The sequence below is a fragment of the Streptomyces sp. NPDC053069 genome (assembly GCF_044546895.1).
GTDB lineage: Bacteria > Actinomycetota > Actinomycetes > Streptomycetales > Streptomycetaceae > Streptomyces.
Window position 1 is genome coordinate 72,305 of sequence record NZ_JBITZN010000017.1, and the last position, 18,012, is coordinate 90,316.

Here is an 18,012-nt window from a genome sequence, read left to right on the forward strand (position 1 = left end):
CAGAATCGGCGCTCATGGGTCTGCTCGGGGGGCGACCCGGCACTTTCGCCGGGCGTGCGGACCGAACTGGATATGGCGTCCTCATGGACGGACACCGGTGACCGGCTCGGCCACCGTGGTGACCGCGCCGTGAGCCCGGCACCCGTCACCCCCGGTCTTGTCCGATCACTTCGGATCGATTTCGGGATGATGAGAGCGATACGTGAATCCAGGCCGCTGTGGGTGGCCGGTGCAGTGCTGATGGCCGTCGTCGCGGCCGGTGGATGCAGCAACTCCTCGGGCCAGGACCACGGCGATTCGGCGAAGAAGCCCGCGCCGCAGGGCTTTTCGGGGCCGGAGCCGTCGATTCCGCCGCTCGTCCCGGCGGCGGGCGGCGATCCCTCCGAGCCGGTCGACTTCAAGGGCGGCGGTGCGGTCGTGCGGCCGGACGGTTCGATGTCCCTGCCCCTGGACGCGTATGTCCCGGTGAAGGACGAGCGGACGATCGCCCAGGCCGAGAACGTCCTCGCGCAGCAGTGCATGCGTGACATGGGGCTGAAGCTCCCCCAGGCACTCATGCTGGCCAACGGAACCCGGCCGGCTGCCCCTTATGTGCTCTACGGCGTGATGGACATGAAGGCTGTCAAGGCCCACGGGTACCGGGAGCCGTCCCCGGAACCGCAGACGGCGAGCGGACGACGGGCCGACGCCGAGATCACTCCGGCAGTGGAGCGCGCCTATTTCGGCGACCCGAAAAACGGCAGGCCCGGATGCGAGGGGAAGGCGCGCGAGAAACTCGGCGGCAAGAACCCGGAGACGCTGTTCATGCTGGTCCAGCAGCTGAGGTCGCAGGCCCTGAGCGCCACCTTCCACGACAGCCGGGTCATGGCCACGGTCGCCAAGTGGAGTGCCTGCATGAAGGAATCCGGCTACCGCTACGACAGCCCGCTCGCCCCTGCGCACGACCGGAGGCTCCTCGGCAAGGGACTGCCTGTCCCCAAGGGGGCGACCTTGCCGCCGCCCTCCCCTGCCGAGATCGCGGCCGCCGTCACGGACATCGAATGCAAGCGGAAGGCACGGTACGTGCAGACCGCTGCTCTGGTTTCCGCCGCATATCAGCGAGAGATCATCGAGCAGCGAGCCGAACAATTGCAGGACGCGCGGCGTACGCAGAAGCTGAAAGTCGCAGCTGCCGAGGAAATCATCAAGAACGGCGCCTGAAGGGCCCTTGCCGACGCAGTGACACCAGGACAGGGCCTGTCGAGTGGATCGGCAGGCCCTGTGGTGCGTCAATTACTTCCAACGCTGGTTGGCGTTGCCGTAGTCGTGGTCGTTGGCGTAGATGCCGCCGTGTCCCTCGTCGTCCAGGATCCAGCCGGTCTGGACGTTCTGGAGCTTCCAGCCGGTGTTGGTCGGGATCTCCCTCCACCGCTGCCAGTTGTTCGTCTGGTCACGGTAAGGGTTGCACGGCTCGGTGTACACCTGCCGCCAGTACCCCGTCATGCACCTGCCCGGGCCAGGGGTTTCATTCGTGCCCGCCGTCTCATTCCAGCTGCCGTCGCTGTTCTGAATGTCCCACCACTGCGGTTCCCATCCGGTACCGCCCATGCCCCCCTTGACCTGGCCCTGGTAGTCCCCCCAGCCGTGGGTCAGAAAGAGATGGGACTTGGCGTTCTGCCACATCACCCAGTCGTCCGCGGACGCCGAGCCGGACGTGGCGACGAGCAGGGCGGGAACTGCCGCGGCGGCTATGAGCGCCTTGGCCATTTTCTTCTTCATACGGATCCCCTCCGTTGTGGCGAGAGGCGGGCGGGCCGGGATTTCGGGCATGCCGCGGCGTCTCGTCGATCCATGATGGGTGGTCAGATGATCAAGCCGGCCGACCATAACAGACATTGGTGTCATGCCCACGCCTGGAGAGCCCGGGCGCGGCGGACCTTGCGCGGAAGGCTCTGATCCGAATTCCTGCCACTCGACGGGCCCCCACGGTGCGCAGGGTGTGCCACCGACAGCCCCAAGCACGCGTGGCGAACCGGGAGTTGAGCCCCTGCACCCTGTCCGCATAGCGGATTCCGCAGCACGTCCTTCGGATACGAACATGTAAAGTCTTGTCGCCGCCCTGTCAAACAGGGCCTCCTTGGTGCCACTCTCTCTCCTCGCCGCCGCAACTCTGTGCATCCCCTGTGCCCCACCTGTGTCTCCGGCCCCACGGAGACCAGCGACGAAGGAGATCGAGTGAGACAGCAGCCCCACGCTTCCCGCACCTCCCGCAAGACCGCCGTGCGCGCCGCCGCCCTGGTCGGCTCGGCCGCGATGGTCGTCCTCGCGCTGCAGAACGGTGCCGCCACCGCCGCCCCCACGCCCACCCCCGGTGCCGCCGCCCTCCCGCTCGGCGCTCCGGCCCGCGCCGCCGCCCTGGAGTCGGCCCAGCAGCACGCCGGCGCGGCGGCCCGCGAGCTCGGCCTCGGCAGCAAGGAGAAGCTGGTCGTCCGGGACGTGGTCAAGGACGCGGACGGTACCGTCCACACCCGTTACGAGCGCACGTACGCCGGACTCCCCGTCCTCGGCGGCGACCTGGTCACCCACGTGACGAAGAACGGCTCGCTCAAGGGCGTCGACAAGGCGACCCGGGCCCGGATATCCGTGCCGACCACCACCGCGGCCGTCTCCCCAGCGAGTGCGAAGAAGACCGCCCTCAAGGCCGCAGGCACCGCCGGGGCCACCGCCTCCACCGCCCGCAAGGTCGTCTGGGCGGCCGGTGCCAAGCCCGTCCTCGCCTACGAGTCCGTCGTCAAGGGCGTCCAGCACGACGGCACCCCGAGCGAGGTGCACATCGTCACCGACGCGCAGACCGGCAAGAAGCTCTACTCCTACGAGGGCATCGACACCGGCACGGGCACCAGCCAGTACAGCGGCACCGTCACGATCGGCACCACCCCCTCCGCCTCCGGCGGCTACGACCTCGTCGACGGCGGCCGCGGCGGCCACAAGACGTACGACCTCCAGGGCGGCACCTCCGGCACCGGCACCCTCTTCCACGACGCCGACGACGTCTGGGGCGACGGCACCGTGACCAACCGGCAGACCGCCGCCGTCGACGCCGCCTACGGCGCCGCCGTCACCTGGGACTTCTACAAGAGCGCGTTCAACCGCAACGGCATCGCGGGCGACGGCAAGGCCGCCTACTCACGCGTCCACTACGGCAACGCCTACGTCAACGCGTTCTGGGACGACAACTGCTTCTGCATGACGTACGGCGACGGCGCGAACAACACCGACCCGCTGACCTCGCTCGACGTGGCCGGTCACGAGATGAGCCACGGCCTGACCGCGGCCACCGCGAAGCTCAACTACAGCCGTGAGTCCGGCGGTCTGAACGAGGCCACCTCGGACATCCTCGGCACCTCGGTGGAGTTCTTCGCGAACAACGCCGCCGACCCCGGTGACTACCTCATCGGCGAGAAGATCGACATCAACGGCGACGGCACCCCGCTGCGCTACATGGACAAGCCCAGCAAGGACGGCCGCTCCGCCGACTACTGGTCGAAGTCGGTCGGCCGCCTCGACGTGCACTACTCGTCCGGTGTCGCCAACCACTTCTTCTACCTGCTGTCCGAGGGCAGCGGCGCGAAGACGATCAACGGGGTTTCCTACAACTCCCCGACCTACAACGGCTCCACGGTCACCGGCATCGGCCGGGCCAAGGCCGACCAGATCTGGTACAAGGCCCTCAGCACGTACTTCACGTCGACCACGAACTACGCGGGCGCCCGCACCGGCACCCTGCAGGCCGCGGCCGACCTGTACGGCTCGGGCAGCGCGGAGTACAACGCGGTGGCGGCGGCCTGGACCGCCGTCAACGTCAAGTAGCCGTAACGGTACGGCAGTACGGTGGCCGGATCGCCCGTCACGGGCGGTCCGGCTTGCGGTCGCCGTACAACCAGTCCTTCCAGATCTCCCGGAAGTCCTTGTGCGGGGCCTTCTTCTCGACGTACGCGGTGAAGTCGGCGGTGCTCGCGTTGCCGTACCGGCGGGCGGCGACCCAGCCCTGGATGATGTCGTAGAACGTGTCGTCGCCGACCTTCTGCCGGATCTTCTGCAGGACCATCGCGCCGCGCTGGTAGACGGGGCTGTCGGAGATGTGGGCGGCGCTCGACGGTCTGGCGGGCGGGTAGGCCCAGACGGCCTCGTTGTCGCCGTCGTAGAGGTCCGTGAAGGTCTGCTGGGCGCTCTTGCCGCCGTGGTCCTCCTCGTACAGCCACTCCGCGTAGGTGGCGAAGCCCTCGTTGAGCCACATGTCCTGCCAGGACTTCGGGGTGACCGCGTCGCCGTACCACTGGTGGGCGAGTTCATGCACGAGCGTGCTGGTTTCGAGGTGGTCGGCGGGTATGACGGGCCGGTTCTGGGTCTCCAGGGCGTAGTCGGCGGAGCCCGGCCGGTCGACGATCGCGCCGGCGGAGGAGAAGGGGTACGGCCCGAAGTTGATCTCCTCCCACTTGATGATGCCGGGCAGCTGCGCGAGCACCTTCTCGCTCGCCTCCGCCTGGGCGGGGTCGACGGCGGTGATGATCGGCAGCCCGTGCGGGCCGGTGGTGCGGGTGACGTCGAAGTGGCCGACGGCGACGGTGGCGAGGTAGCTCGCCATGGGCTGGGCGGTGTGCCAGTGGTAGGCGGTACGGCCGTCCTTGGTGGCCTGGTCCGTCAACTCGCCGTTGGAGACGGCCTGGAGGCCCTTGGGGACGGTGACGGTGATGTCGTAGGACGCCTTGTCGGAGGGGTGGTCGTTGCCGGGGAACCAGGCCATGGAGCCGACGGGTTCGCCGAGGCCGAGGGCGCCGTCGGCGGTGGGCAGCCAGCCCTCCTTGGAGCCGTCGGGGTCGGTGAGTGTGCGCGGCGTGCCCGAGTAGCGGACGACCGTGCGGAAGGTCTCGCCCTTGCCCAGGTCGTCGTGCGGGCGGACGGTGAGCTCCTGGCCGGCGCGGTTGAAGCGGGCCTTCCTGCCCTCGACGGTGACCGAGTCGACGTCCAGCCCGGCGAGGTCGAGGTCGAAGGCGGACAGGTCCTGGGTGGCGCGGGCGGTGATGACCGCCGTACCGGTGAGACGGCGGGTGGCGGGGGTGTAGTCGAGGGTGAGGTCATAGTGCCCGACGTCGTAGCCGCCGTTGCCGGCCTTCGGGAAGTACGGGTCGCGCACGCCGGAGCCGCCCGGGGTTCCGTGCACACCGCCGTTGCACGCGGTGCCGGTGAGGGCGAGGACGAGCAGGGCCGCGACGGCCGGGGCAGGGCGCACGGATCTGGACATGTCAGTGATCTTATGCGCCGGGCCCGGTACGCAGGCATGACACCATCTCTCCCGTGCTCGACATCGGCTACGCCCTCTCCAACCGGTTCCCCGACCCCCCGCAGACCGACTACCGCCGCGCGGACGTCCGCGCGCTGCGGCACGACCTGTTCTGCGGGGACGTCTATCTCGCGGACACGACCACGGACCGGGAACTGTCCACAGCCTGGGGATGGGTGCCCGTGCTGGACTTCGCGTGGGCGCTGTGCGACATCGCGGAACGGCTGGACCGGGATCCGATGGGCTCCCGCGCCGCCCGGCCGCAGCGGGCGGAGCTGGACTTCACCGAGTCCACCGACCGGATGCTCTTCGAGCGCCGCTTCGGCTGGGTGGACATCACCGCCGACTGGGTGCCGGCCGAGGAGTCCCCGCTGTCCTTCTCCCACACCGAACTGCGCCGCGAGGCCCGCGACTTCCTGCACGACCTGATCGCGGACCTCACCGACCTCCATGAGGACCTGTCGGAAAACCCGGCGATCTGGACACTCCAGGCCCGCTTTCCCCGCGTGCCGTAGAGCCCCGGCAGGGCCCGGGCCGCTACTCCACCCGGATCCCCAGCTCCGCCGCCAGCACCGGGGCCAGATCCAGCAGCTGCCCGGTGCTGATCACCGCTCCCGACAGCCGGTCCAGGCCCCGCACGATCTCCAGCGGGGCGGCCCCGCGCAGGTCCACGTCCTGCAGCGTCGCACCGCCGAAGTCGGCCTCTCTCAGCGCGCAGTCGACGAACTCCACCCGCTCCAGGCTCGCGCCCGCGAAGTCCGGCTCGACCAGCATGCAGGACTCGAAGACGACGTCCTTGAGGCGGGCCTCGCGCAGGTTCAAGTAGTCGATCTTGCCGCCGCGCACCACGACCCGTTCCAGGACGGCGCCGTGCAGCTGCGTGCCGCCCAGCCGGGCGTCGATCAGCTCCACGTCCCGCAACGTGGACTCGGCCAGATGCGTGCCCACCCCGCGCAGTCCCGTCAGGACCGAGTCCAGCACTCTGGCCCGGCCCAGCGCCGTGCCGTCCACCGCGCAGCCCGTCAGCGCGCAGTCCATGAACCGGGCGCCCACCCCGTCCTGCCCGGTGAGGTCCGCGTGCCGGAACTCCAGCCCGTCATAGTCCCCGTCGGCCCGCAACTCCCCGTCCGCCCAGGGCTCCAGGGGCGGCAGCCGCAGCTCCGGCCGTCGCGCACGCTTCACCCCTGCCCGGCCCGCCGCACGGCCGCCCGTCACTCTCCTCGCCATGCCCCCATGCTGCACCCCGCCACTGACAATCCGACCGACCTGCGAAAACCCCTCCGATGTCACAGTCCGGCGCGCCCCGGCCGTCGTAGTCACCGAAGCATCGACGTCACGAAGTCACCGACCAGGTGAACCGATCCGAGGGAGGGACTGTCCCATGCAGGCCATCACCGTCGTCGGCGGCGGTTTCGCCGGACTCACCGCCGCGATCACCGCCGCCGAGGCGGGCGCCGGGGTCACCCTGTACGAGGCCCACCACACACTGGGCGGCCGGGCCCGCACCGCCGAAGGGCCGTACCGCACCAACGAGGGCCCGCACGCCCTCTACAACGGCGGCCCGCACTGGAGCTGGCTCAGGCAGCGCGACCTGATCGGCCCGCTCGCCCCGATCCCGCCGCTGGAGGCGGCCCGGCTGCGGCTGCGCCACCACGGCGTCCTGCGCCGCACCCCGCCCTTCGGGATGCTCAAGCTGCTGCGCCCCGGCGTCCGCCAGGCACCCGTCGACGCCGACTTCCTGAGCTGGGCGACCGAGGTCGCCGGCGAGGAGGGCGCCCGCGCCGCGGCCCACTACGCGGCAGTCGCCCTCTTCCACCACGACCCGGGCGCCCTGTCCGCCGCGTTCGTGCAGGAGCGCCTGCGCCGGGCCACCAAGCTGCCGCCGGAGGCGCACTACCCGGTCGGCGGCTGGGCTTCCGTCATCGACCGGATGGCCGCGCGGGCCCGGAAACTGGGCGTGCGGATCGAGACGCTCGCCCGCGTCGACGAACTGCCCGCCGGCACCCCCGTGGTCGTCGCCACCTCCCTGCCGGCCGCCCGCCGGCTGCTCGGCGACGACGCGCTGACCTGGCCCAGCGGCCGCACCGTCCTGCTCGACCTCGCCCTGCGGACCCGGCGCGGTGACCCCTTCGTCCTCTCGGACCTCGACGCGACCGGCTGGCTCGAACGGTGCACGGCACCGGACCGGTCCCTCGCGCCCGCCGGGGAGCAGCTGATCCAGGGGCAGATCCCGATCGCCCCGGGCGAGTCCCGCGCCGCCGGTCTCGCCCGTGCCGAGGAACTGCTCGATCTGGGCTTCCCGGGCTGGCGGGAGCGGCTGACCTGGCGGCGCGAGGCGGTGGCGGACGGCCGTACGGGAGCCGTGGACCCGCCGGGGAGCAGCTGGCGGGACCGGCCCGCCGTGGACCGCGGCGACGGCGTCTACCTCGCGGGCGACCAGGTCGCGGCACCCGGTGTGCTGTCGGAGGTGTCCTTCAACAGCGCGGTCACGGCGGTGTCCCTGGTCCTCGGCCGGTCCGGACAGTCGTCAGTGGTCTGAGCCCAGCGCCGTCAGCGCCCCGTCCGTGAGCCGGTACACCGTCCACTCGTCCTGCGGACGCGCACCGAGCGCCTCGTAGAAACCGATCGCGGGCCGGTTCCAGTCGAGCACCGACCACTCCAGACGCCCGTACCCGCGCTGCACACAGATGCGCGCCAGCTCCGTCAGCAGCGCCCGCCCGTGCCCGGCGCCGCGCGCACTCGGCCGGACGTAGAGGTCCTCCAGATGGATCCCGTGCACCCCGCGCCAGGTGGAGAAGTTCAGAAACCACAGCGCGAACCCCACGGCCTCCCCGGTGGCGTCGTCCACCGCCATGTGCGCGAACGCCGCCGGCCGCTCCCCGAACAGGGCGTCCCGCAACTGCTCCGCGCTCGCCCGCGCCTCCTGTGGTGCCTTCTCGTACTCGGCCAGCTCACGGATCAGGGCATGGATGACGGGGATGTCGGCGGGTATCGCGGTACGAATCATGCGGCGAGGCTAGCCCGTGAGCCGACGGGCGATCTCCAGCCGGCGTTCCTCCAGCGGCCGGCCGCCCGCCACGTCCCACAGGGCGTTCTGCAGCAGCCGGCCCAGCGTCCAGGCACGGGCCCGCTCCCGGTCCAGGCCCACAGCTCGAAGCCGGGGTCACCCGCGAGCGGCTTGGGGTCGAGCTCGACGAAGGCCCGGCCCGACGCGCCGTTGTATCTGTCCTGCGCTTCCGCCAGATCACCGGGGATGTCAATCACGGACCGGACGATACAGACGTGCGTGAATCGGTTCATGCGAAATATCCGGGGCTCCGGCGGCGTGCGGGCGTACCTCCGCAGCGCCCCCGGCACGTACGTGTGGCTGGCGATCCTGTTCGTCACGACCGTCGCCCTGCACCGCATGTCACCGGAGTTCGAGCAGCACTTCCTGCGGCAGCGGTCGACCAATATCCATGAGCTGTCCCGCAACCCGGTCCGGGTGCTGGTGGCCAGCGCGATGTGGATCGACAGCGGCCACTGGATCCCGTACGCCGTGCTGTACACGGTGTTCCACGCACCGGCCGAGCGCTGGCTGGGCACCGCCCGCTGGCTCTCGGTGTGCGCGCTGGCGCACGTGCTGGCCACACTGATCAGCGAGGGCGCCCTGCTGATGGCGATCCGGGACGGCATCGCCCCGCACTCGGCGGTCAACACCCTGGATGTCGGCGTGAGTTACGCGCTCGCCGGGGTCATGGGCGTGCTCACCTACCGGATCGCGACACCCTGGCGGTACGCGTACCTGCTGGTGGTACCGGCCCTGTTCGGGCTGTCGCTGGCCGTGGGACGGTCCTTCACCGAACTCGGCCACTTCGTCTCCGTACTGATCGGACTGGCCTGCTATCCGCTGACGAGGGGCCGCGGAAAAGCATGGAATCCGAAGGAGACACTGGCCGCGCTCAGGGGTTAACGTCCCCGCCATGAGCAGCTCGGCAAGCAGTGTCGTCAACGGCGGGATTTCCTTCTGGTACGCGGACGACGGCCTTCCCGCGGTCCGGGAGCCGCTGACCGGCGACGCGTCCGCCGACGTCGTCATCGTCGGCGGCGGCTACACCGGCCTGTGGACGGCGTACTACCTGAAGAAGGCCGCCCCCTTCCTCCGCATCACCGTCCTGGAGCAGAAGTTCTGCGGCTACGGCGCCTCCGGCCGCAACGGCGGCTGGCTCTACAACGGCATCGCCGGCCGCGACCGGTACGCCAGGCTGCACGGCCGTGACGCCGCGGTACGGCTGCAGAAGGCGATGAACGACACCGTGGCCGAGGTCGTCGCGGTCGCCGGGGCCGAGGGCATCGAGGCGGACGTACACCGGGGCGGTGTTCTCGAAGTCGCCACCACACCCGCCCAGTTGGCCCGCCTGAAGGCCTTCCACGAGCACGAGCTGTCGTACGGCGAGAAGGACCGCGAGCTGTACGGCGCCCGGGAGACGGCCGAGCGGATCCGCATCGCGGACGCGGTCGGCTCCACCTGGACCCCGCACGGCGCCCGGCTGCACCCGGTGAAGCTGGTGAAGGGCCTGGCGGCCGTGGTGGACGCCCTGGGCGTCACCGTCCACGAGTCCACCCCGGTGACGGAGATCCGCCCCAAGCACGCCGTCACCCCGTACGGCACGGTCCGCGCCCCGTACATCCTGCGCTGCACCGAGGGCTTCACGGCGTCACTGAAGGGCCAGAAACGCACCTGGCTCCCCATGAACTCCTCCATGATCGCCACCGAGCCGCTGACCGAGGACCAGTGGGCGGCGATCGGCTGGGACGGCCGCGAAACCCTCGGCGACATGGCCCACGCCTACATGTACGCACAGCGCACCGCCGACGGCCGGATCGCGCTGGGCGGACGCGGGGCGCCCTACCGCTTCGGGTCGAGGACGGACAACGACGGCCGTACGCAGCCGGCGACCATCGAGGCCCTGCACGAGATCCTGACCCGCTTCTTCCCCTCCCTGGCCGGCGTGCGCGTGGAACACGCCTGGTCGGGCGTCCTCGGCGTGCCGCGCGACTGGTGTGCCACGGTGACACTCGACCGCTCCACCGGCCTCGGCTGGGCCGGCGGCTACGTCGGCTCCGGCGTCGCCACCGCCAACCTGGCCGCCCGCACCCTGCGCGACCTCGTCCAGCAGGACTCCGGCCAGGCCGGCCGCACCGAGCTGACGGACCTGCCCTGGGTGAACCACAAGGTCCGCAAGTGGGAACCGGAACCCTTCCGCTGGCTGGGCGTCCACGGCATGTACGCCACCTACCGCACCGCCGACCAGCACGAACGCCTCCACCCGGGGACGGCGTCCTCGCGCCTGGCAAAGGTGGCGGACCGGGTGGCCGGCAGACACTGACCGAACACGACAAACGGCCCCGGACGAGAAGTCCGGGGCCGCTGTGCATCCGGAGCCCCCTGTCGGATTCGAACCGACGACCTTCGCTTTACAAGAGCGGCGCTCTGACCAGCTGAGCTAAGGAGGCCTGCGCATGCGCGCCCGTGCAGTGTACCCACGTCCGGGCCCGCTCCTGTCGAAAATTTCCGCGAAGTTCACCGGGGCCCGGGTACTGACAGAACGAGTGAACGCCAGGTACCGTCCTGAGCCAGTTCACGCAGTTCACCTGGGTGGACTACACCAACCACCTTCCTACAACGGATCGTCCGGCACGTTCCTGCCGGTAGAAGGGGGCCCATTCACCATGGCCACTGTCACGTTCGACAAGGCGACCCGGATCTACCCGGGTTCCACCAAGCCCGCCGTCGACGCGCTCGACATCGCGATCGAGGACGGCGAGTTCCTCGTCCTGGTCGGCCCGTCGGGCTGCGGAAAGTCCACCTCGCTGCGGATGCTCGCGGGCCTGGAGGACGTCAACGGCGGCGCCATCCGCATCGGTGACCGCGACGTCACGCACCTGCCGCCCAAGGACCGGGACATCGCCATGGTGTTCCAGAACTACGCCCTGTACCCGCACATGACGGTCGCCGACAACATGGGCTTCGCGCTCAAGATCGCCGGCGTCAACAAGGCGGAGATCCGGCAGAAGGTCGAGGAGGCCGCGAAGATCCTCGACCTCACCGAGTACCTGGACCGCAAGCCCAAGGCGCTCTCCGGCGGTCAGCGGCAGCGTGTCGCCATGGGCCGCGCGATCGTGCGTGAGCCGCAGGTCTTCCTCATGGACGAGCCGCTGTCCAACCTGGACGCCAAGCTCCGTGTGAGCACCCGTACGCAGATCGCCAGCCTGCAGCGCCGGCTCGGCATCACCACCGTCTACGTCACCCACGACCAGGTCGAGGCCATGACGATGGGCGACCGGGTGGCCGTGCTCAAGGACGGTCTGCTGCAGCAGGTCGACTCGCCGCGGAACATGTACGACAAGCCCGCGAACCTCTTCGTCGCCGGCTTCATCGGCTCCCCGGCCATGAACCTGGTCGAGGTCCCGATCGCCGACGGCGGCGTGAAGTTCGGCAACAGTGTCGTTCCCGTCAACCGGGAGGCGCTGACGGCCGCCTCGGACAAGGGTGACCGCACGGTGACCGTCGGTGTCCGGCCCGAGCACTTCGACGTGGTCGAGCTGGGCGGCTCCGTCGCCGCCTCGCTGTCCAAGGACGCCGCGGACGCGCCGGCCGGTCTCGCGGTCTCCGTGAACGTCGTCGAGGAGCTGGGCGCCGACGGCTACGTCTACGGCACCGCCGAGGTCGGTGGCGAGCTGAAGGACCTGGTGGTCCGCGTCAATGGCCGTCAGGTGCCGGAGAAGGGCTCCACCCTGCACGTGGTGCCGCGGCCGGGCGAGATCCACGTGTTCTCCACGTCCACGGGTGAGCGCCTCTCCGACTGAGCAGCGCGTTTGCACCCAGGTTGACGAAAGGGGCCCTGCGGAGTGCCGCAGGGCCCCTTTCGTGTGAGACACACCCCCGGATATATCCCGGCACAGCGATCATTTCGGGCGTGGCGCGTCAACCCCCTACCCAGAAAAAAGCGGCATCCCATCCCCCAAAGGGGTGACTAAATGTCGCCAAATCATTACCCCGCGCTACCCTCACACGCGTGAAGCACTCCACCACTCCACAGACGCGACGCGGCCATCGGGGCGGCCCTGCCCGCCGGATCGGCCGCACTCTCGCCCTCGTCCTGCCCGTCGTCCTGGTGCTCTCCGGGACCCTCGCGGTCACCCGGGTCAACTGGACGGGGAGCCCCTCCAGCTCGGCGCTGGCCGCCTCGGACGTCTCGTCGGCGGCGCTCTCCGCCAAGACGGCCTCCCGCGCCCCGCAGGACGTGCTCCGCGACCGGCTGATCACCGAGCTGCAGAAGAAGGACCCGGGGGTCGTCCTGACCCACCTCCAGCAGGCCGTCAACGGCCACCCCTCGCTGGCCAAGCACTGCACCGCCATCGCCCGCTCCCTCGGCCAGGCCGCGGCGCGCATGTACGGCGTTCCGCGCGCGCAGTCCTACGCCCGCCCGGTGTGCGACACGTCGTTCGCCTCCGGCGTCCTCGCCGCACGCGGCTGACGGCTCCTCACGGAACGCGCCGCTCCTGGCCGGCCGGGGCGGGGCGCCACGTACAGTGCGGTCATGACCGATCCGAACGCCGCGTCGCGCCCCACTCAAGCCGTGGTCCTGGCCGGTGGCCAGGGCTCCCGGCTGCGTCCCTACACCGACGACCGGCCCAAGCCGATGGTCGAGATCCCCGGCACGGGCACTCCGATCATCGGCCACCAGCTGACCTGGCTCGCCGAGGAAGGCGTGACCGACGTGGTGGTCTCCTGCGGCCACCTCGCGGACGTCCTGCAGAAATGGCTGGACTCCGCCGACCTGCCCGTCTCCGTCACCACCGTGGTGGAGACCGAGCCCCTCGGCCGTGGCGGCGGCCTCAAGTACGCCGCCGCGCATCTTCCCCGCCCCGACCGGCCCTGGTACGCCACGAACGGCGACATCTGGACCCGCTTCTCCCTGCGGGACATGGCCGACTTCCACACCGAGCGGGATGCCGTCGCGACCCTGGCCCTGGCCCGGCCGCGGATCCCCTGGGGGGCGGTGAAGACGGACGGGTTCGGGCACATCACCGACTTCATCGAGGCTCCGCCGTCGACGTTCGAGATCAACGCGGGTGTGTATGTCTTCTCGCCCGAGTTCGCGGAGTTGCTGCCCGAGCGGGGGGATCACGAGCGGACCACGTTCCCCGGGCTGGCCCGGGAGCGGAGGCTTTTCGGGTTCCCGATTCCGCAGGGGGCGTACTGGCGGGCCATCGACACGGCGAAGGATCTGACGGAGGCGGCCAAGGAGCTGGCGGCTCTGGGGCGGTAGTGCATCGAAAGGGCCCCGTACCTCTTCCGGTACGGGGCCCTCTCCTGTGTCGTTGCCGTCAGCCCAGCAGGCCGCCCACCAGGCCCTCCTGGCCGCCGGACGAGTTGCCGCCGGAACTGCTCGAACCGCCCGATGACGAGCTGCCCCCGGTCGATGTGCCACCGGTGCCGGTGGGGCCGGCCGTGGTGCTGGGGGCGCCGCCGGTCGGGGCGGACTGGCGGGGCGGGGTCTGGCCCGTGGTGCCCTGGGTCTGGCTGGGGGCCGCGGTCGTACCGCCGGCGGCCCTGGTCGCGCCCGGAGTCGACACCGCGCCGGACGGACTCGCGCCGACCGTGGCGCCGCCCGTGGGCGAGCTGGAGGCCGACGGTGTCTTCCTGGTCCGGCTGCCGGTGTCCTGGGGGAGCGGGGAGCCGGGGAGGTTGTTGCGGGGGGCCTCGCCGGGGCCGGGCACGACCACGCGGCTGGAGTCGCGTACGGCGCCGCCGAGCAGGGAGCCGACCAGCAGGGTGAGACCGACCGTGACGACGGTGATCAGTGCGCCGCGGCGCAGGACGTACTGGCGCAGGTCCCAGATGTCGGCGCGGGGGCCGAGGCGGCGCCAGGCGCTGGCCGCGATGCGGCCGTCCACGGAGTAGACCGGGGCGCCGGCGATGATCAGCGGGGACCAGGCGGCGAGGTAGATGATGTCGGGGGTGTCGTAGGCGGGGACCGTCTTCCAGCTGACGGTGACGATCAGCGCGGCGGAGAGCAGGGCGCCGAGCACCGCGGCCACGCGCTGCCAGCAGCCCAGGACGGTCAGCACACCGACGACCACCTGGAGGAAGGCGATGACCAGGCCGGAGCCGACCGGGTGGTGCAGGGCGAACTGGCGCAGGGGTTCGGCCACGTCCCAGGGGTGCAGGGTGTTGAGCCACTTGACCATCGAGCCGCGCTTGCCGCCGTCGAAGTAGACGGGGTCGCACAGCTTGCCCATACCGGCGTAGATGGAGATGAAACCCAGGAAGATGCGCAGCGGGAGCAGGACCACGCCGAGGTTCATCCGGCGGCCGGGGTAGTAGGCGTGCCGGGAGGGGTCGTCCCCGTGGCGCCTGGCGGGGCGGGGGGCGTCCTGCTCGGACGCGTCGTCGTAGTGGTCGTGGTCGTCGTAGTCGTCGTGGTCGCCGTAGTCGTCGTAGTCGTCGGCGCCATGGCCGTCGTACGGTTCGAGGTCGGCGTCCGGGTGGGGCGGGTCGTCGTAGGCGCCGCTCACCGTGCGCATGTGCGGCAGCAGGCGGGTGCCGTCGGCGTCGGGGGCGGTGCGCTGGTGGCCGACGACGGGGGTCTCGACGGTCTGGTCCAGCTCGTCGTAGGTGTCGGCGTAGCCGGTCTGGACGCGCGGGATGACCTGGGTGGCTCCGGCTTCGGGCTCGTCGGCGTGGCGGACGCTGCTGCCCCGCACGGCCTGGAGGAGCCGGTGGGCGCCGGTGTCGTCGGGGGCGGACTTGCCGCTCCACACGACGGGGCGGCGTCGGCCGGTGGCGCCGGCCCGGCCCGCGGTACCCACGACGGGCATGCGGGGGGTGTCCTGGGCGGCACTCAGGAGCCGGGCGATCCGCGGGGATTGGGCGCGCCTCGCCGATGCGCCCAGCTGCACGCGGAAGCTGACGTGATTGACGATGACCTGCGCCGGATCGCTCGGCACCTTCACCATGCTCAGCGCGGGAGCGTCGTCGTACCCCGACGAGCGGTCCCCCGTGGGTGTGCGGGGTGTTCTGGTGTCCACACGCATCTAACCGAGTGACGTGGTGTTAGGACACTGCTTTGACCGGGCGGATGTGTCCGGACCCCGTCAAAGCCGCCTCGAACGCCATATGGGCGCCGAAATTCCCCCGCAGGGGTGAAGTTGCGGACGGTTGTTCAGCTCCGCCTGCTGGCCGCCTCGTACAGGACGATGCCGGCCGCGACACCCGCGTTCAGCGACTCCGCGCCACCCGGCATCGGAATGCGCACGCGGAAGTCGCAGGTTTCCCCGACGAGGCGGGACAGGCCCTTGCCCTCACTGCCGACGACGATGACGACGGGGCCCTCCAGGGCCTCCAGGTCACCGAGTTCCACCTCGCCGTCCGCCGCCAGGCCGACGACCGTGACGCCGGCCTTCTTGTAGGCCTCCAGCGTCCGGGTGAGGTTGGTGGCGCGGGCGACCGGGGTGCGGGCGGCGGTGCCGGCGGAGGTCTTCCAGGCGCCGGCGGTCATGCCGGCCGAGCGGCGCTCGGGCACGACCACGCCGTGGCCGCCGAAGGCGGAGACGGAGCGGACGACCGCGCCGAGGTTGCGCGGGTCGGTGACCCCGTCCAGCGCGACGACCAGCGGGTCCTCGCCCTCGTCGGCGGCGGCGTCGAGCAGGTCCTCGGGGTGCGCGTACTCGTACGGCGGGACCTGCAGGACCAGGCCCTGGTGGTTGAGGCCGTTCGTCATGCGGTCCAGCTCGGGGCGCGGGGCCTCCATCAGGTTGATGCCGCCGCGCTCGGCGGCGAGCTGGAGGGCCTCGCGGACGCGCTCGTCGTTGTCGATGAACTGCTGGACGTAGAGGGTCGAGGCGGGCACGCCCTCGCGGAGTGCCTCGACGACCGGGTTACGGCCGACGACCAGCTCGGAGGTCGACTTGCCGCCTCGGCCCCGGGCCATGGGACGGCGCGCGGCCTGCTTGGCCTTGGCGGTGGCGATGCGGTTCTTCTTGTGGCCCTTGCGCATCTCGGCGGGCGGGGTCGGTCCCCTGCCCTCCAGGCCCTTGCGCCGCTGGCCGCCGGAGCCGACCTGCGCGCCCTTCTTGCCGGACATGCGGCGGTTGTTCGCGGCCATGACCTACCTGTTCTCTCCGAAAAAGTGTGCGTACGTCTATGCAGTGTGCCGCCCGGGGGGCCGGGCGGCACAATCGATCAAGAGCCGGTGCTCAGCGCGGACCCAGGGTCCAGCGCGGGCCCTGCGGGCTGTCCTCGATGACCAGGCCCGCCTGGCTCAGCTGGTCGCGGATGGCGTCGGCCGTCGTCCAGTCCTTGCGGGCGCGGGCGGACTCACGCTGGTCGAGGACCAGACGGACGAGGCTGTCGACCACGCCGTGCAGGTCTTCGCCCTGGTCGGAATCTCCCGCCCACTGCGCATCGAGCGGGTCCATGCCGAGGACGCCGAGCATGGCCCGCACCTCGGCGAGCCGGGCGACGGCGGCTTCCTTGTCGTCGGCGGCCAGCGCGCTGTTGCCCTGCCGGACCGTGGTGTGCACGACGGCGAGGGCCTGCGGGACGCCCAGGTCGTCGTCCATCGCCTCGGCGAAGGCGGGCGGGACCTCGGCGGCCGGTTCGACGGTCTTGCCGGCCAGCTCGGTGACCCGCTGCACGAAGCCCTCGATCCGGGCGAACGCCGACTCGGCCTCGCGCAGCGACTCCTCGCTGTACTCGATCATCGAGCGGTAGTGCGGGGTGCCCAGGTAGTAGCGCAGCACGATGGGCCGCCACTGCTTGACCATCTCGGACACGAGCACGCTGTTGCCGAGCGACTTGGACATCTTGTCGCCGGCCATGGTGACCCAGGCGTTGTGCACCCAGTACCGGGCGAAGTCGTCGCCGTAGGCCTTGGCCTGGGCGATCTCGTTCTCGTGGTGCGGGAAGATCAGGTCCAGGCCGCCGCCGTGGATGTCGAAGGCGCTGCCGAGGTACTTGTGCGCCATCGCCGAGCACTCCAGGTGCCAGCCGGGCCGGCCCTCCCCCCACGGGGTGGGCCAGGTCGGCTCGCCCGGCTTGGCCGCCTTCCACATCGCGAAGTCCCGCGAGTCCCGCTTGCCGGTCTCGCCCTCGGCGGAGGGCTGCAGCAGGTTGTCCAGCTCCTGCCGGGACAGCTGGAGGTAGGACGGGAAGGACCGTACGTCGAAGTAGACGTTGCCGTCGGCGGCGTAGGCGTGCCCGCGCTCGATGAGGCGCTGCATCATCTCGACCATCTCGGTGATGTGGCCGGTGGCGCGCGGCTCGTACGTCGGCGGCAGGCAGCCGAGAGCGGTGTAGCCCTCGTTGAAGGCGCGCTCGTTGTCGTACCCGATCGACCACCAGGGCCGGCCCTGCTCGTGGGCCTTGGTGATGATCTTGTCGTCGATGTCGGTGACGTTCCTGATGAACGTCACGTCATAGCCGCGGTACGCGAACCACCGGCGCATGATGTCGAAGTTGAGCCCCGAGCGGATGTGCCCGATGTGCGGTGCCGCCTGCACGGTGGCGCCACACAGGTAGATCGAGACGCAACCCGGCTTGAGCGGGGTGAAGTCACGGATCTGCCGGGCGCTGGTGTCGTACAGGCGAATAGTCACCACTCCAGAGTAGTGGGCGCGAGAGGGTGCCTCACGCCCCTTCCCCG

At 70.7% G+C, this 18,012-nt stretch carries 17 protein-coding genes and 1 tRNA gene; 9 read left to right on the top strand and 9 right to left on the bottom strand.

What is annotated here, in order from left to right; all coding sequences use genetic code 11:
• Window positions 1-240: 240 nt before the first annotated feature.
• On the top strand, window positions 241-1,200 hold the full coding sequence (locus ACIGXP_RS32255; protein ID WP_399774412.1) for a hypothetical protein: 960 nt from the start codon (window positions 241-243) through the stop codon (window positions 1,198-1,200).
• 72 nt (window positions 1,201-1,272) lie between these two features.
• On the opposite strand, the gene ACIGXP_RS32260 is transcribed toward ACIGXP_RS32255, so the two are convergent.
• Entirely contained in the window at window positions 1,273-1,758 is a 486-nt protein-coding gene (locus tag ACIGXP_RS32260; protein WP_399774415.1) for a hypothetical protein, read from the bottom strand.
• Window positions 1,759-2,292: 534 nt separating this feature from the next.
• On the opposite strand from ACIGXP_RS32260, the gene ACIGXP_RS32265 reads away from it, so the two are divergent.
• The gene (locus ACIGXP_RS32265) at window positions 2,293-3,849 is read left to right on the top strand and encodes a M4 family metallopeptidase (RefSeq protein WP_399774611.1); all 1,557 of its coding nucleotides are present in this window, start codon (window positions 2,293-2,295) and stop codon (window positions 3,847-3,849) included.
• A gap of 37 nt (window positions 3,850-3,886) precedes the next feature.
• Here the strand turns inward: ACIGXP_RS32265 and ACIGXP_RS32270 are convergent, their stop codons facing one another.
• A complete protein-coding gene (locus ACIGXP_RS32270) occupies window positions 3,887-5,281 on the bottom strand; it encodes a M1 family metallopeptidase (RefSeq protein WP_363213725.1) in 1,395 nt (464 codons plus the stop codon).
• 53 nt (window positions 5,282-5,334) lie between these two features.
• Between ACIGXP_RS32270 and ACIGXP_RS32275 the strand changes: the two genes are divergently transcribed.
• On the top strand, window positions 5,335-5,835 hold the full coding sequence (locus ACIGXP_RS32275; RefSeq protein ID WP_399774419.1) for a hypothetical protein: 501 nt from the start codon (window positions 5,335-5,337) through the stop codon (window positions 5,833-5,835).
• A gap of 22 nt (window positions 5,836-5,857) precedes the next feature.
• Here the strand turns inward: ACIGXP_RS32275 and ACIGXP_RS32280 are convergent, their stop codons facing one another.
• Window positions 5,858-6,547 (bottom strand): pentapeptide repeat-containing protein, encoded by a 690-nt coding sequence (locus ACIGXP_RS32280; protein ID WP_399774421.1) that lies wholly within the window; start codon window positions 6,545-6,547, stop codon window positions 5,858-5,860.
• Between the two features lie 154 nt (window positions 6,548-6,701).
• Here ACIGXP_RS32280 and ACIGXP_RS32285 point away from each other — a divergent pair, with 154 nt between their 5' ends.
• Window positions 6,702-7,859 (top strand): NAD(P)-binding protein, encoded by a 1,158-nt coding sequence (locus tag ACIGXP_RS32285; RefSeq protein WP_399774424.1) that lies wholly within the window; start codon window positions 6,702-6,704, stop codon window positions 7,857-7,859.
• Here the strand turns inward: ACIGXP_RS32285 and ACIGXP_RS32290 are convergent.
• Window positions 7,848-8,327 carry a GNAT family N-acetyltransferase gene (locus tag ACIGXP_RS32290; protein WP_363213721.1) on the bottom strand — a complete coding sequence of 160 codons (480 nt, stop codon included), beginning with the start codon at window positions 8,325-8,327 and terminating at the stop codon, window positions 7,848-7,850. The two genes, ACIGXP_RS32285 and ACIGXP_RS32290, sit on opposite strands and share 12 nt — an antisense overlap.
• A gap of 9 nt (window positions 8,328-8,336) precedes the next feature.
• Entirely contained in the window at window positions 8,337-8,468 is a 132-nt protein-coding gene (locus ACIGXP_RS32295; RefSeq protein WP_399774428.1) for a hypothetical protein, read from the bottom strand.
• Window positions 8,469-8,618: 150 nt separating this feature from the next.
• Between ACIGXP_RS32295 and ACIGXP_RS32300 the strand changes: the two genes are divergently transcribed.
• Complete coding sequence (locus ACIGXP_RS32300) at window positions 8,619-9,272, top strand: rhomboid-like protein (protein WP_363213720.1); 654 nt, start codon at window positions 8,619-8,621, stop codon at window positions 9,270-9,272.
• A gap of 10 nt (window positions 9,273-9,282) precedes the next feature.
• Entirely contained in the window at window positions 9,283-10,689 is a 1,407-nt protein-coding gene (locus ACIGXP_RS32305) for an NAD(P)/FAD-dependent oxidoreductase (protein WP_399774432.1), read from the top strand.
• A 53-nt stretch (window positions 10,690-10,742) separates the two neighbouring features.
• Here the strand turns inward: ACIGXP_RS32305 and ACIGXP_RS32310 are convergent.
• Window positions 10,743-10,816, bottom strand: a tRNA-Thr gene (locus tag ACIGXP_RS32310).
• 216 nt (window positions 10,817-11,032) lie between these two features.
• On the opposite strand from ACIGXP_RS32310, the gene ACIGXP_RS32315 reads away from it, so the two are divergent.
• The 3 genes from ACIGXP_RS32315 to ACIGXP_RS32325 all read left to right on the top strand — a co-directional run bounded on the left by ACIGXP_RS32315 (window position 11,033) and on the right by ACIGXP_RS32325 (window position 13,635).
• Window positions 11,033-12,169, top strand: a complete 1,137-nt coding sequence (locus ACIGXP_RS32315; RefSeq protein ID WP_363213718.1) for a sn-glycerol-3-phosphate ABC transporter ATP-binding protein UgpC — start codon at window positions 11,033-11,035, stop codon at window positions 12,167-12,169.
• Window positions 12,170-12,378: 209 nt separating this feature from the next.
• Window positions 12,379-12,840, top strand: a complete 462-nt coding sequence (locus ACIGXP_RS32320) for a hypothetical protein (protein WP_399774435.1) — start codon at window positions 12,379-12,381, stop codon at window positions 12,838-12,840.
• A 63-nt stretch (window positions 12,841-12,903) separates the two neighbouring features.
• Window positions 12,904-13,635 (top strand): NDP-sugar synthase, encoded by a 732-nt coding sequence (locus ACIGXP_RS32325; protein ID WP_399774438.1) that lies wholly within the window; start codon window positions 12,904-12,906, stop codon window positions 13,633-13,635.
• A gap of 58 nt (window positions 13,636-13,693) precedes the next feature.
• Here ACIGXP_RS32325 and ACIGXP_RS32330 read toward each other — a convergent pair whose 3' ends face one another.
• The 3 genes from ACIGXP_RS32330 to cysS all read right to left on the bottom strand — a co-directional run bounded on the left by ACIGXP_RS32330 (window position 13,694) and on the right by cysS (window position 17,965).
• Window positions 13,694-15,403: a DoxX family membrane protein gene (locus tag ACIGXP_RS32330; protein ID WP_399774440.1), complete on the bottom strand. Its 1,710-nt coding sequence runs from the start codon at window positions 15,401-15,403 to the stop codon at window positions 13,694-13,696.
• Window positions 15,404-15,531: 128 nt separating this feature from the next.
• A complete protein-coding gene (rlmB, locus tag ACIGXP_RS32335) occupies window positions 15,532-16,473 on the bottom strand; it encodes a 23S rRNA (guanosine(2251)-2'-O)-methyltransferase RlmB (RefSeq protein ID WP_363213714.1) in 942 nt (313 codons plus the stop codon).
• Between the two features lie 91 nt (window positions 16,474-16,564).
• Window positions 16,565-17,965: a cysteine--tRNA ligase gene (gene cysS / locus ACIGXP_RS32340; protein WP_363213713.1), complete on the bottom strand. Its 1,401-nt coding sequence runs from the start codon at window positions 17,963-17,965 to the stop codon at window positions 16,565-16,567.
• Between the last annotated feature and the right edge of the window lie 47 nt (window positions 17,966-18,012).

Bases quoted from the DNA above. Each gene is read 5' to 3' on its own strand.
- ACIGXP_RS32255 (WP_399774412.1), top strand. From the start codon at position 241: ATGGCCGTCGTCGCGGCCGGTGGATGCAGCAACTCCTCGGGCCAGGAC.
- ACIGXP_RS32260 (WP_399774415.1), bottom strand. From the start codon at position 1,758: ATGAAGAAGAAAATGGCCAAGGCGCTCATAGCCGCCGCGGCAGTTCCC.
- ACIGXP_RS32265 (WP_399774611.1), top strand. From the start codon at position 2,293: ATGGTCGTCCTCGCGCTGCAGAACGGTGCCGCCACCGCCGCCCCCACG.
- ACIGXP_RS32270 (WP_363213725.1), bottom strand. From the start codon at position 5,281: ATGTCCAGATCCGTGCGCCCTGCCCCGGCCGTCGCGGCCCTGCTCGTC.
- ACIGXP_RS32280 (WP_399774421.1), bottom strand. From the start codon at position 6,547: ATGGCGAGGAGAGTGACGGGCGGCCGTGCGGCGGGCCGGGCAGGGGTG.
- ACIGXP_RS32285 (WP_399774424.1), top strand. From the start codon at position 6,702: ATGCAGGCCATCACCGTCGTCGGCGGCGGTTTCGCCGGACTCACCGCC.
- ACIGXP_RS32290 (WP_363213721.1), bottom strand. From the start codon at position 8,327: ATGATTCGTACCGCGATACCCGCCGACATCCCCGTCATCCATGCCCTG.
- ACIGXP_RS32300 (WP_363213720.1), top strand. From the start codon at position 8,619: ATGCGAAATATCCGGGGCTCCGGCGGCGTGCGGGCGTACCTCCGCAGC.
- ACIGXP_RS32305 (WP_399774432.1), top strand. From the start codon at position 9,283: ATGAGCAGCTCGGCAAGCAGTGTCGTCAACGGCGGGATTTCCTTCTGG.
- ACIGXP_RS32315 (WP_363213718.1), top strand. From the start codon at position 11,033: ATGGCCACTGTCACGTTCGACAAGGCGACCCGGATCTACCCGGGTTCC.
- ACIGXP_RS32325 (WP_399774438.1), top strand. From the start codon at position 12,904: ATGACCGATCCGAACGCCGCGTCGCGCCCCACTCAAGCCGTGGTCCTG.
- ACIGXP_RS32330 (WP_399774440.1), bottom strand. From the start codon at position 15,403: ATGCGTGTGGACACCAGAACACCCCGCACACCCACGGGGGACCGCTCG.
- rlmB (WP_363213714.1), bottom strand. From the start codon at position 16,473: ATGGCCGCGAACAACCGCCGCATGTCCGGCAAGAAGGGCGCGCAGGTC.